This is a genomic window from Mycobacterium sherrisii, from assembly GCF_002102355.1.
Lineage (GTDB): Bacteria > Actinomycetota > Actinomycetes > Mycobacteriales > Mycobacteriaceae > Mycobacterium > Mycobacterium sherrisii.
The window spans coordinates 16,553-28,442 of sequence record NZ_LQPT01000126.1; the positions used below are offsets into that span (position 1 = coordinate 16,553).

Sequence of the window (11,890 nt, forward strand, 5' to 3'; positions counted from 1 at the left end):
CGTCGACCCTAGGAACCCGGCGGCGTCCAGGACACCGGCAGGTGCTTGATGCCGTGAATGAATTGTGACAGCAGCCGGGCCGGCTTACCGGTCACCGTGATGTCCGGAATCTCGCGGCGCAATTCGTCAAAGGCGACCCGGATCTCGCGCCGGGCCAGGTTGGCGCCCAGGCAGAAATGCGCCCCGCCGCCGCCGAAGCCCAGGTGGGGGTTGGGGTTGCGGGCGACGTCGAATGCCCAGGGATTGTCGAAGCGCGTTTCGTCGCGGTTGGCCGAGTTGTAGTACAGCGCAACCTTGTCGCCCGCGGCCATGCTCACCCCGCTCAACTCGAAGTCGCGGGTCAGGGTGCGACGCATGTAGACCACGGGCGAGGCCCACCGCACGATCTCCTCCACCGCGGTGGCGGTCAGCGCCTCGAAGTTAGACCACCACTTCTGACGTTCCTCGGGAAAGCGGGACAGCGCCCACACACCGTGACTGATCGCGTTGCGGGTGGTCTCGTTGCCGGCCACCACCAGCAGGATGAAGAACGACGCGATCTCGGCCGAGGTGAGCCGATCGCCGTCGACCTCGGCTTCGACCAGGCTGGTGGTCAGGTCGTCATGGTGGTTGCGGCGGCGGTCCTCAGCCAGGGCGGTGGCGTAGGCGCCGATGTCGATGGAAACCTGCATGAACTCTTCGAAGTCGGTGGTCAGGTCCGGGTCGCCGAAACCGAGAATCACGTTGGTCCAGTGGAAGATTCGCTGATGATCCTGCTCCGGAATCCCCATCATGTCGCAGATGACCTGCAGCGGCAGCGGCCCGGCGAGCTCGGTGACCAGATCGGCCTGCCCGTCGGGATGATTCTCGATCAACGAGCTGACCAGCCGGTGCGCCCGCTCCCGCACCGAGTTCTCAATGCGGGCAACGACTTTCGGGGTGAACGCCCGGCTGACGATCGAGCGCAGCCGCTGATGACGCGGGTCGTCGAGCACGATCATCGAGCCGAAGTACTCGGCCAACTCCGGCGTCTGCTCGGCGATAGTGATGCCGCCGGCGGAGCTGAAAATGTCGGGATGACGGCTGGCGAAGTGGACGTCGTCGAGTTTGGTCAGCGCCCAGTACCCGCCGCCGGACTCGAAACCTTCCATCTGGATCGCGGGCCAAAACGAGATCGGGGCCTCCCGGCGCAACGCGGCGAACGCGGCGTCGCGGATGTCGTCGCCGCGCGCCCAGAAGTCGAGCGACTCGAGATGCACATCGGCAAGGGACATCTCGGGCGGTGGCGTCCCGCTGGGTCGCATCAGTGCGTACAGACGGTTCTCGCCGGGGTCCCGGTTGTCGCCGTCGCGGCGCTGACCAGATTGCCGTCGACAAAGATCTTGCAGGAAATGGGCCCCGGCCCTTGGGCGCTCAGCGCGAACACCTGGCCGCCGAACCCGGTGAACTCCGTCGACCAGGGCAGCGAGGCATTCACCTGATGCAGCTGCCCGGTGTCGGTCTGGTAGTAGATGAACTGGGCGAGCGCGGGCCCGTTGACCTCGTAACGGACCTTGGGCATCTGGGGGATCGCGTGGGCGACACCGCAGGCATTGGCAAACCCGAGACCGACGGCCATCAACATCGAAGGCCCAGCGAGGCGCATTTTCATGAATTGCATCGTGTCACCACCGGCGACGCTAGGGAAGCTTAATGTGAGTTCCAAGCGGGGGGCTGGTGACCGGAAAGGTGGCGTAACGCATGGCGGGACACGACTCAAAACGTTTGGTGGTGTTTGGCACGGGATTCGTCGGCAAGATGGTGATCCCCGAGATCGTCAAACACCCGCTGTTCGAGTTGGTGGGCGTCGGAGTCAGTAACCCGGACAAGGTGGGCCGCGACGTCGGCGACATCTGCGGCATGCCCGAAAAGGTCGGCCTCGCCGCGACCGACGACATCGACGCGCTGATCGCGCTGAAACCCGACGCGCTGGTGCACTACGGCCCGACGGCCATGCACGCCAAGGAGAACATCGCGCTGATCACCAAGTTCCTGCGGGCCGGTATCGACGTGTGCTCTACGGCGATGACCCCCTGGGTGTGGCCGACCATGCACCTCAACCCGCCGAACTGGATCGAACCCATCACCGAAGCCTGCGAGCTGGGCGAATCGTCGTGCTTCACCACCGGCATCGATCCCGGATTCGCCAACGACCTGTTTCCGATGACGCTGATGGGCCTGACGTCGGAAGTGCGCCGGGTGCGGGCCTCGGAGCTGCTCGACTACACCAACTACGAGGGCGACTACGAGTTCGAGATGGGCATCGGACGCGAACCGGAATTCAAGCCGATGCTCGAGGACCGCGACATGCTGATCTTCGCGTGGGGCGCCACCGTCCCGATGATCGCGCACGCCGCCGGGATCATGCTCGACGACATCACCACCACGTGGGACAAGTGGGTGACGCCCACCGAGCGCAACTCCGCCCGCGGCGTCATCAAACCGGGCCACGTCGCCGCCGTCCGGTTCACCATCAACGGCGTCTACCGGGGCGAAACCCGCATTCAGCTCGAACACGTCAACCGCATCGGCCTCGACGCCGCCCCGGACTGGCCGACCGGGCACGACAACGACGTCTACCGGGTGGACATCGAGGGCACGCCCAGCATCTTCCAGGAGACGGCGTTCCGGTTCACCGACGGCTCCGGCCGCGATGCCGCCGCGGCCGGGTGCCTGGCGACCGGGCTGCGGGCACTGAACGCGGTGCCGGCCGTCAACGAACTGCGGCCCGGCTGGGTGACCCCGCTGGACCTGCCGTTGATCGCCGGAGCAGGCAATATACGCTGATCACAGCGGACGCCGCACCCGATTCGTATACAGCTAACGCATAGCCAGCGCAGAGATTGGCTATAGGTGTAATCGGCAAAATCGGGTGCGGGCGGATGCGGGGGCATTCCGCTGGACGACGGGGATTGGACCATGGCAGACGGAGCTACGCCGGCGCTGGGTCTCTCGGTCGGCGCCACCAACTTCGCCGCGGTCACCGCCGACCACGCGATCACCCGCAAACCCGTCCTGACGCTCTACCGCGACCGGCTGCCCGAGATCGGCATCCCGTCGGAAAACCCGCGGCTGGACCGTCCGGGCTTGGTCATCACCAATTTCGTCGACCGCGTCGGTGACCCGGTCGGCATCGTGGCCGCCGACGGCACCGTGCATCAGAGCGACGTGCTGGCGGCCGACGGGTTGCGTGCCCTGGCCTACGCCGCGACGCAGGGGCGTCCGCTGCCGCAGAACGTCGCCGTCACCCATCCCGCCCATTGGGGATCGACCGCGATCGACGCGCTGGGCTCGGCCCTGAGCCGGGTGTCCGAATGGTCGAACACGCTGACCTTGATTCCGGATGCGGCCGCGGCGCTGTTCGCCGCGCGCGCCAACCCGGGCATCCCGGCGCGCGGCACCGTGGCGGTGTGCGACTTCGGCGGCAGCGGCACCAGCATCACGTTGATGGACGCCGCGGGGGACTATCAGCCGTTGGCGCCGACGGTGCGCCATCCCGACTTCTCCGGCGACCTGATCGATCAGGCGCTGCTGACGGCGGTGCTGAGCAACCTGCCGAGCAGCGAGTCCTTCGATCCGTCCGGCACCTCGGCGATCGGGCCGCTGAACCGGCTGCGCACCGGATGCCGCAACGCCAAGGAGCAGCTCTCGTCGAGCACCGTCGCGACCCTCGGCGAGCAACTGCCCGGGTTGCCCGGCGACGTCCGGATCACCAGGAACGAGCTGGACGACGCGATTCGCCCGTCGCTCACCGTGTTCCTGGCGCTGCTCGAAGAAACGTTGGCGCGCAACGGGATTCGCGATCTGGTCGCGGTGGTGTCGGTGGGTGGCGGCGCGCACATTCCGGCGGTGACGACGATGCTGTCCGGGCGGCTGCGCGTGCCGGTCGTCACCGCGCCCCGCCCGCATCTGGCCCCGGCCATCGGCGCGGGGTTGCGCGCGGCGCGGGGGCCGGGGGAGACCGGCGCGACCCAGCTGACCCCGGCCGCCGCCACCGCCGCGGCGGCCGCGGTCGCGGTGGAAGACCGTCAGGCGCTGTTGGCCGAGGCGCCGCCGTCGGCGCCCGTCTCCGCGGCGATGCCGGCGCTGGCGTGGTCGGAGGCCGGCGAGGAGTCGCGGTCTTTCCGCTTCGGCCGGTCCGGGTACACCTCGGCGCGCCCGGCGGTGAGCTTCGAGTCGGCCGACCGGCCGCAGCCGGAGGAGCAGAAAAAGCCGATCATCCCCTGGTACCGGGTGCCGTCGATCCTGATCATTGGTTCGGCCGTGGCGGTGCTGTTGGTGGCCATCGCATTGGCCATCGGCCTGGCCGAGGACCACCCGGCGAACAGCCCGGGCGTGAACACCACCCCCTCGTCGGCGCCGCCACCGGCGGGCACCGCGACCCCGCAACCCGCCGCGCCGAGCCAGGCGCCGGTCACGGGTCAGGCGGCCACTCCGGCGCCAGCGGCACCGGATGCTCCGGCTCCGGCCGCGGTGGATGCCTCGCCACCGGCGCCCGCGCCGCCGGCGGATGGGCCCGCTCCGGCCGATGGGCCCGCCCCGGCGGATGGGCCCGCTCCAGCGGATGGGCCCGCTCCAGCGCCGCCTCCGGTCCAGGTGCCGCCCGTGCCTCCCGTGCCGCCGGTGCCGCCGCCCGTTCCGCGGATCCCGCCCATTCCGGCGATCCCGCGCATCCCCGGAATCAGCGTGCCGATACCCGGCTTGGGTGTTCTCTAGCGCTTCTCACCCTTGTTCTCCTCGGCGGCCACCTTCTTGAGCTCTTCGTTGAGGGCCTTGTCCTTGTCGATCTGTTCCTGCCGGTCGTCTTGCGAAGTCTCGCTGGAACTTTCGCCCGCCGGGCCGTCGTTGCGCTTGGGGTTACCGTCGTCGTCGAGCCAGTCGTTGACGGCCGTACCCGAAACCGCGCCCCCGGATCCCGGCAACACCAAGGTGGGGCGGGTTTCGTCGTAGGCGACCATCATCTCGGCCGCCGCCTTCTTGTCCTCCTCGGTGGGCTCCGGCTTTTCCGTCGGCTGCCCGTCTGACTGTTGCTCCGTCTGCTGGTCGCGGTCCCGATCCGCTGCTTTGTCGTCCTGCACGCTCATAGCTACCCCCTTGCGAGTTGCAGTTTCGACTGCGACGGGCAATCGCATACCCGCTGGCGCGTCGTGCCGAAACTCGCGTGCGGCCCCCGGTTTCGTCCATGACCAGCGGTCATAGCATGCTGGTCAGCGAAAAGCGTTGTGCTGGTTGCTAATTAACCGGCAGGATAGCTCACGTGGGTGAGCTCCTCGGAAATCTCCCACAGGCGTTGGCAGTCAGCATCATTGCGGGCGGGCGTCGGCGTCTTGGCTACCCGCACCCCGCCACCGGCGAGTTCCATGAAGCCGCGTGGCCCGTAGAACTCACCGCCCTCGGCCTGCGGCGTGGCCGCCGCGTACAGCGCCGGCAGAATCCCGTCGTCGATCTCCTGCCACAGGAACGGCGTGAAACGCCACGACGCCTTGTACAGCCGTTCCATCAGGGACGGCTTGTCGCGGCCGTGCGAGGGTCCGCTGATCTGCAGGTTGGTCTTGGTCAGGCCGGGGTGGGCGGCGTTGGAGACGATCCCCCAGCCGGCCGCGCGGCTGCGCTTGTCCAACTCGCGGGCGAACATCAGCACCGCCAGCTTCGACTGACCGTAGGCGGACATCGCCGCGTAAGACTTTTCGAATTGCAGGTCGTCGAAGTGGATCTTGGCGCCCGTGCCGGCCGCGAGGCTGCTCAGCGAGACGACGCGGGGCCGCTGAGCCGCGCGCAGCAACGCCAGCAGATGCCCGGTGAGCGCGAAGTGGCCGAGATGGTTACTGCCGAACTGCAATTCGAAACCGTCGGCGGTGGTATCGCGTTCCGGCGGCGTCATGACTCCGGCGTTGTTGATCAGGATGTCGATCGGGCGGCCCTCGGCGTTCAGCTGCTCACCCAGCGCGGCGACCGACGCCAGCGAGGACAGGTCGAGTGACTTGATGGTCAGCTTCGCGTCGGGCACGGTGCGGCGGATAGCCTCGATCGCCGCTTCGCCCTTGGCTCGGTTGCGAATGGCCATCACGACGTCGGCGCCGGCGGCGGAGAGACGTTTGGCCAGACCGAAACCCAGCCCACTGTTGGCTCCGGTGATGATCGCCAACTTCCCGGACAGGTCCGGCACGGTAACAACGAGATCGTTGGACATGGATACCAGTGTGCACGTCCAGCTAGCCCATGGTCACTAGCGGTGACACACTGCGTGAATGCGGGGCAGGCGGCTGGCCAAGGTTTCGCTGGCGGCTGCCATTGTGACGATGATCGTGGCCGTGACTGGCTTCGTTGTCACACTGGTGCTCAACGCCTTCGTCCTGGACAAGTACAACGACTACGGCGAGGTGCCGATCCCCGGATCGGGCAGCCTGTACCTGCCCGCCGGTGAGGTCACCGTCAGCCTGCACACCGTGATCCTCGGCAGCCCGGGCGGGACCCTGCCCGTGCCGCCGCTGGGGGTCACCATCGTCCCACCCGACGGGGTGGTGCAGCCGACGATGACTGAAAGTATCGGCAGCACAACGACTGTCAACAATGACACCCACGTGCGGGTGTGGGTGGCGCAGATCCCGGCGGCGGGCACCTACCACGTCACGACCGACGGACAGGTCAACGGCTACATCGCCCCCCGGTTGGCGTTCGGCCACTCGAGTTCCCACGGCTATCTGGTGTGGGTGTTCGTGGCGTTGTTCGTTGTGGGACTAACCGATTCGGTCCTGTCGGGCTGGTGGTTGGCACGCACCCGGCGCCGCGCTGTGGCCGCGGTGGTTTCCCGGGCCGGGGAGCCGGCCATCTCGCTGTCGGCGCCTGAGCCGCAACCCTCGGGGGCTTACGAGCCGACCGACGAGGGCGTCCGGCTTGAACGCCTCAAAACGCTGGCGGCCCTGCGGGATTCCGGAGCCCTGACCGAAGCCGAATTCCAGACCGAGAAGCGGCGGATTCTGGGCGAATTTTGAGGGGGGCATGTGGCTTTATGCCCGCCTTTGAGCGACAAATCTTTGGGGTTGTGGCTTGTCGCTCAAAGGCGGGCACAAAGTGCCCCGCCAACTCCCCGCGGGGCGGGAGCGGACGAGTGGGGCGCGCCCGTCGGAGAGCCGCGCCCGTCGGAGAGCCGCGCCCGTCGGAGAGCCGCCCCCGTCGGAGAGCCGCGCCCGTCGCGAGCCTAACGGCAGTGCGAATTTATGGGCCAAATTTCGCCCTCTGGTTAGATTCGCGGCAGCGGGGCAGCGGGGCAGCGGGGCAGCGGGGCAGCGGGCGGCAGCGGGCGGCGGGCAGCGGGCGGCAGCGGGGAGTCAGTGACCGCGGGCGACCCACTCCTCGTAGTGGACGATCTCGTCGCCGATCACGGTGCTGTCGCCGTGGCCGGTGTGCACGACGGTCTCGGCCGGCAGCTTGCCGAGCCGCTCGGAGATCGAATGCAGGATCGTCGGGAAATCCGAGTACGAACGCCCCGTCGCCCCCGGACCGCCGGCGAACAAGGTGTCGCCGCTGAACAGCACACCGAGATCGTGCACGTACCAGCACACCGATCCCGGGGAGTGTCCCGGCGTGTGCAGCGCTTTGAGCTCGGTGCCTTCGATTTTCAGCGTGTGACCGTCGGAAACGGCTCGAAAGTCGCTGTCCGGGTGCGTCATTCGCCACAACACCTCGTCAGCCGGATGTAGCAGCACCGGCGCGTCGAGGATCTTGCCGAGTTCGGGCGCCACCGTCACGTGGTCGTTGTGGCCGTGCGTGCACACCACCGCCACCACGTGACGGCCGCCCACCGCGTCGACGATCGGGCCGGCCTTGTGCGCGGCGTCGAACACCACGACGTTCGAGTTGTCCCCGAGCAGCCAGATGTTGTTGTCGACTTCCCAACTGCCGCCATCGAGTTCGAAGGTGCCGTGCGTGACCACCCGATCGATGTCGACCATCAGAGCATCACCACCGAACGCAATACCTTGCCGCCATGCATCTTTTCGAACGCCTCCTCGATGCCGTCTAGCCCGATCCGCTCGGAGACAAACTTGTCCAACGGGAGCCGGCCCTGCAGATACAGCTCGATCAGGGTGGGGAAGTCGCGCTCGGGCAGGCAGTCGCCGTACCACGACGACTTCAATGAGCCGCCGCGAGAAAAGAAGTCGACCAGCGGCATCTCCAGCTTCATGTCCGGCGTCGGCACTCCGACGAGCACCACGGTGCCCGCAAGGTCACGGGCGTAGAAGGCCTGCTTCCAGGTTTCGGGCCGGCCGACCGCGTCGATCACCACGTCGACCCCGAAGCCGTCGGTCAGGTCCTGAATGGTCTCGATGACGTCGAATTCGCGTGCGTTGACCGTGTGGGTGGCGCCGAACTTGCGGGCCCAGTCCAACTTGGTGTTGTCGGTGTCGACGGCGATGATGCGGCGCGCGCCCACCAACGCCGCGCCGGCGATCGCGGCGTCGCCCACACCGCCGCAGCCGATCACGGCCACGGTGTCGTCGCGGCCGACGGCGCCGGTGTTGATCGCGGCGCCGATCCCGGCCATCACCCCGCAGCCCAGCAACCCGGCCACCGCGGGGTCGGCCTCGGGATTGACCTTGGTGCATTGCCCGGCGGCCACCAGCGTCTTGTCGGCGAACGCCCCGATGCCCAACGCGGGCGTGAGTTCGGTGCCGTCGGTCAGGGTCATCTTCTGCGTGGCGTTGAAGGTGTCGAAGCACAGGTGCGGCCTGCCGCGCTTGCAGGCCCGGCACTGCCCGCACACCGCGCGCCAGTTCAGGATCACAAAGTCGCCCGGCGCAACGGAAGTCACGCCCGGTCCGACGGCCTCGACCCTGCCGGCGGCCTCATGACCGAGCAGGAACGGATACTCGTCGTTGATGCCGCCCTCGCGGTACGTCAGGTCGGTATGGCAGACCCCACAAGCGATGACGTCGACGAGGGCCTCGCCGGGACCGGGGTCCGGCACGACGATGTCCACCAGCTCGACCGGTTCGCCCTTCTTGCGTGCAATCACACCGCGCACTGTCTGACTCATGCGTTCAAACCTACGGTGTAGCCTCGCAGGCTGTGCGCGCCGGTGACCAATCAGAGCGAACAACGCGGGAGGAGCCGCACAGGTGAGCGGAGCACCCGACAGCATTGCCGAAACCACCGAGGACTTCGCCGGTCGAATGATCGCGGCCATCGACGGCGCCAGTCTTGTGCTGCTGCTCAGCATCGGGCACCAGACCGGCCTGCTGGACACCATGGCCCGACTCGGCGCCGCCACCAGCGCGCAGCTCGCCGACGCCGCGGGCCTCAACGAGCGCTACGTCCGGGAGTGGCTGGGGGGCATGACCACCGGGCACGTCGTCGACTACGACGCCGGGGCCGGAACCTACGCGCTGCCGGCTCACCGGGCCGCGGTGGTGACCCGTGCCGCCGGGCCGCACAACCTCGCCGTGGTCGCCCAGTTCATGCCGCTGCTCGGCGAGGTCGAGCAGAAGATCATCGAGTGCTTCCGTCAGGGCGGCGGCCTGCCCTACAGCGAATATCCGCGCTTCCACGCCCTGATGGCCGAGGAGAGCGGGGCGGTGTACGACTCCTCTCTCGTCGACGTGGTGCTGCCGTTGGTGGACGGCCTCGTCAACCGGCTGCGCGCCGGGGTGGACGTCGCGGACTTCGGCTGCGGCAGCGGGCACGCCATCAACGTGATGGCCCAGGCGTTTCCGGCCAGCCGCTTCACCGGCATCGACTTCTCCGCGGAGGCCATCGCCACCGGCGCCCGGGAGGCCGCGGCGCTCGGGCTGTCGAACGCGAGCTTTGAAAGCCAGAATCTGACGGAGCTGAAGCGGGCGTCGGAGTACGACGTGATCACCGTGTTCGACGCAATCCACGATCAGGCCCAGCCGGCCCGGGTGCTGGAAAACATCCACCGCGCGTTGCGGCCGGGCGGGGTGCTGTTGATGGCCGACATCAAGGCGTCGAGCCGGCTCGAGGACAACGTCGGCGTTCCGATGAGCACCTACCTCTACACGACGTCGCTGATGCACTGCATGACGGTGTCGCTGGCGCTCGACGGCGCGGGACTGGGCACGGTCTGGGGCACCCAGCTGGCCGTCCAGATGCTCGGCGCGGCCGGATTCGACGACGTCCGGGTGGCCGAGATCGAGTCCGACCCGATCAACAACTACTACATCGCTAGGAAGTGATGGCGGCTCTGGACCTCCTCGCCGATTGGCCTGTCGACAACGCCGCCGCCGCGGTGATCGGGCCCGCCGGGGTACTGGCGACCTACGGCGACGCCGAGCGGCTCTTCGCCCTGGCGTCGGTCACCAAACCCCTGGCGGCCCGCGCGGTGCAGGTCGCGATCGAGGAGGGCGCCGTCGAGCTGGACACTCCGGCCGGTCCGCCCGGCTCCACGGTGCGCCACCTGCTGGCGCACGCGTCGGGCCTAGCCATGGAGTCCGACAAGGTGCAGACCCAGCCCGGCACCCGGCGGATCTATTCGAACTACGGATTCGGCGTGCTGGCCCAGACCGTCGAGCGCGAGTCGGGCATCGAGTTCGGCCGCTACCTCGCCGAGGCGGTGTGCGAACCGCTGGGCATGACCGCGACCCGGCTGGACGGCGGCGCCCAAGAAGCCGGGTTCGGTGCCAGTTCGACGGTGGCGGACATGGCGGCGTTCGCCGGCGACCTGCTGCGCCCGGCCACGGTTTCGGCCGAGACCCACGCCGAGGCGACGACCGTGCAATTCCCCGGTCTGGACGGCGTGCTGCCCGGCTACGGCATGCAGCGGCCCAACGATTGGGGGCTGGGTTTCGAGATCCGGGACGCCAAATCGCCGCACTGGACCGGGTCGCGCAACTCCGCGCGCAGCTACGGTCATTTCGGCCAAGCGGGCGGTTTCATCTGGGCGGATCCCGACGCCGACCTGGCGCTGGTGGCGCTGACCGACCGCGATTTCGGCAAGTGGGCGCACGAGCCGTGGCGGGCCCTCGCCGACGCGGTGCTGGCCCAATACATCGAATAAGCATCGAGCACTAGCGCAACACGGGTATCACAAGGCACAATAGACCCGTACGAAACAAAACGTTCGAGTAAGCATCCTGCTTTCGGTCCGCCAGGTCGTTGGGGAAGACGTCCCTCGTGGAACCGAAGGAGCAGGTAGATGCGTGCGTCGAATCAATTCGCCGACGTGACGGCTGGTGTGGTGTACGTGCACGCCTCGCCCGCGGCGGTATGCCCGCATGTCGAGTGGGCGTTGTCGTCGACCTTGCAGTCCAAGGCCAACCTGGTCTGGACACCGCAGCCGGCGATGCCGGGGCAGCTGCGGGCGGTCACCAACTGGGTGGGCCCGGTGGGTACCGGCGCCCGGCTGGCCAACGCGCTACGGTCCTGGTCTGTGCTGCGGTTCGAGGTCACCGAGGACCCCAGCCCCGGGGTCGACGGCCATCGCTTCTGCCACACCCCGCAGCTGGGCCTGTGGAGCGGATCGATGAGCGCCAACGGGGACGTCATCGTCGGCGAGATGCGGCTGCGGGCCATGATGGCCCAGGGCGCCGACTACCTGGCCGCCGAGCTGGACTCGGTGCTGGGCACGGCCTGGGACGAGGCGCTCGAGGTGTACCGCGACGGCGGCGACGCCGGCGAAGTCACCTGGCTCAGCCGGGGCGTCGGCTAGTTGTTGCGGGTCATGAGGTTGTAGACGCCGACACGGGTTGAGGTGTTCGGGGGACGGGTTCTTCGGCGGCAGGATGAGAAATCGCCAAACCCCTCGTCCTGACTACCGAAGGAACCCGTCCGTGACCCACGGTAATGCCCCGTTGTCCGTTGAAGGCCGTCGTCGACTCGTGGCCCGTTGCGCTGATCGTCCGATCGCTCACGTGGC

The 11,890-nt window shown here is 68.1% G+C and carries 12 protein-coding genes; 6 read left to right on the forward strand and 6 right to left on the reverse strand.

Going from position 1 to position 11,890, the window contains the following annotated elements; genetic code table 11:
• Positions 1–8: 8 nt before the first annotated feature.
• Entirely contained in the window at positions 9–1,283 is a 1,275-nt protein-coding gene (locus AWC25_RS26050; protein ID WP_069402764.1) for a cytochrome P450, read from the reverse strand.
• The gene (locus AWC25_RS26055; protein WP_198166742.1) at positions 1,283–1,630 is read right to left on the reverse strand and encodes an MmpS family transport accessory protein; all 348 of its coding nucleotides are present in this window, start codon (positions 1,628–1,630) and stop codon (positions 1,283–1,285) included. Before AWC25_RS26055 ends, AWC25_RS26050 begins: the two co-directional genes overlap by 1 nt.
• A gap of 89 nt (positions 1,631–1,719) precedes the next feature.
• On the opposite strand from AWC25_RS26055, the gene AWC25_RS26060 reads away from it, so the two are divergent.
• Together AWC25_RS26060 and AWC25_RS26065 are read left to right on the forward strand one after the other, a co-directional pair.
• Positions 1,720–2,805: an NAD(P)H-dependent amine dehydrogenase family protein gene (locus AWC25_RS26060; RefSeq protein WP_085168202.1), complete on the forward strand. Its 1,086-nt coding sequence runs from the start codon at positions 1,720–1,722 to the stop codon at positions 2,803–2,805.
• Between the two features lie 132 nt (positions 2,806–2,937).
• On the forward strand, positions 2,938–4,734 hold the full coding sequence (locus AWC25_RS26065; RefSeq protein WP_069402761.1) for an Hsp70 family protein: 1,797 nt from the start codon (positions 2,938–2,940) through the stop codon (positions 4,732–4,734).
• Here AWC25_RS26065 and AWC25_RS26070 read toward each other — a convergent pair.
• Positions 4,731–5,102, reverse strand: coding sequence for a hypothetical protein (locus AWC25_RS26070; RefSeq protein WP_069402760.1), 372 nt, complete (start codon positions 5,100–5,102; stop codon positions 4,731–4,733). The two genes, AWC25_RS26065 and AWC25_RS26070, sit on opposite strands and share 4 nt — an antisense overlap.
• Positions 5,103–5,254: 152 nt before the next feature.
• Entirely contained in the window at positions 5,255–6,208 is a 954-nt protein-coding gene (locus tag AWC25_RS26075; RefSeq protein ID WP_069402759.1) for an SDR family oxidoreductase, read from the reverse strand.
• Positions 6,209–6,266: 58 nt separating this feature from the next.
• On the opposite strand from AWC25_RS26075, the gene AWC25_RS26080 reads away from it, so the two are divergent.
• Positions 6,267–7,010 carry an SHOCT domain-containing protein gene (locus tag AWC25_RS26080; RefSeq protein WP_085168204.1) on the forward strand — a complete coding sequence of 248 codons (744 nt, stop codon included), beginning with the start codon at positions 6,267–6,269 and terminating at the stop codon, positions 7,008–7,010.
• Between the two features lie 336 nt (positions 7,011–7,346).
• On the opposite strand, the gene AWC25_RS26085 is transcribed toward AWC25_RS26080, so the two are convergent.
• On the reverse strand, positions 7,347–7,970 hold the full coding sequence (locus AWC25_RS26085) for an MBL fold metallo-hydrolase (protein ID WP_085168206.1): 624 nt from the start codon (positions 7,968–7,970) through the stop codon (positions 7,347–7,349).
• Positions 7,970–9,055: an S-(hydroxymethyl)mycothiol dehydrogenase gene (locus AWC25_RS26090; protein WP_085168207.1), complete on the reverse strand. Its 1,086-nt coding sequence runs from the start codon at positions 9,053–9,055 to the stop codon at positions 7,970–7,972. Before AWC25_RS26090 ends, AWC25_RS26085 begins: the two co-directional genes overlap by 1 nt.
• Positions 9,056–9,191: 136 nt before the next feature.
• Here AWC25_RS26090 and AWC25_RS26095 point away from each other — a divergent pair, with 136 nt between their 5' ends.
• The 3 genes from AWC25_RS26095 (at position 9,192) to AWC25_RS26105 (ending at position 11,683) form a co-directional block, all read left to right on the forward strand.
• The gene (locus AWC25_RS26095) at positions 9,192–10,211 is read left to right on the forward strand and encodes a class I SAM-dependent methyltransferase (protein WP_085168215.1); all 1,020 of its coding nucleotides are present in this window, start codon (positions 9,192–9,194) and stop codon (positions 10,209–10,211) included.
• Positions 10,211–11,032, forward strand: a complete 822-nt coding sequence (locus AWC25_RS26100; protein WP_085168208.1) for a serine hydrolase domain-containing protein — start codon at positions 10,211–10,213, stop codon at positions 11,030–11,032. The genes AWC25_RS26095 and AWC25_RS26100 overlap by 1 nt, the downstream gene beginning before the upstream one ends.
• Before the next feature lie 138 nt (positions 11,033–11,170).
• On the forward strand, positions 11,171–11,683 hold the full coding sequence (locus tag AWC25_RS26105) for a DUF3145 domain-containing protein (protein ID WP_069403080.1): 513 nt from the start codon (positions 11,171–11,173) through the stop codon (positions 11,681–11,683).
• Positions 11,684–11,890: the final 207 nt, after the last annotated feature.

Bases quoted from the DNA above. Each gene is read 5' to 3' on its own strand.
- AWC25_RS26050 (WP_069402764.1), bottom strand. From the start codon at position 1,283: ATGCGACCCAGCGGGACGCCACCGCCCGAGATGTCCCTTGCCGATGTG.
- AWC25_RS26055 (WP_198166742.1), bottom strand. From the start codon at position 1,630: ATGAAAATGCGCCTCGCTGGGCCTTCGATGTTGATGGCCGTCGGTCTC.
- AWC25_RS26060 (WP_085168202.1), top strand. From the start codon at position 1,720: ATGGCGGGACACGACTCAAAACGTTTGGTGGTGTTTGGCACGGGATTC.
- AWC25_RS26065 (WP_069402761.1), top strand. From the start codon at position 2,938: ATGGCAGACGGAGCTACGCCGGCGCTGGGTCTCTCGGTCGGCGCCACC.
- AWC25_RS26070 (WP_069402760.1), bottom strand. From the start codon at position 5,102: ATGAGCGTGCAGGACGACAAAGCAGCGGATCGGGACCGCGACCAGCAG.
- AWC25_RS26075 (WP_069402759.1), bottom strand. From the start codon at position 6,208: ATGTCCAACGATCTCGTTGTTACCGTGCCGGACCTGTCCGGGAAGTTG.
- AWC25_RS26080 (WP_085168204.1), top strand. From the start codon at position 6,267: ATGCGGGGCAGGCGGCTGGCCAAGGTTTCGCTGGCGGCTGCCATTGTG.
- AWC25_RS26085 (WP_085168206.1), bottom strand. From the start codon at position 7,970: ATGGTCGACATCGATCGGGTGGTCACGCACGGCACCTTCGAACTCGAT.
- AWC25_RS26090 (WP_085168207.1), bottom strand. From the start codon at position 9,055: ATGAGTCAGACAGTGCGCGGTGTGATTGCACGCAAGAAGGGCGAACCG.
- AWC25_RS26095 (WP_085168215.1), top strand. From the start codon at position 9,192: ATGATCGCGGCCATCGACGGCGCCAGTCTTGTGCTGCTGCTCAGCATC.
- AWC25_RS26100 (WP_085168208.1), top strand. From the start codon at position 10,211: ATGGCGGCTCTGGACCTCCTCGCCGATTGGCCTGTCGACAACGCCGCC.
- AWC25_RS26105 (WP_069403080.1), top strand. From the start codon at position 11,171: ATGCGTGCGTCGAATCAATTCGCCGACGTGACGGCTGGTGTGGTGTAC.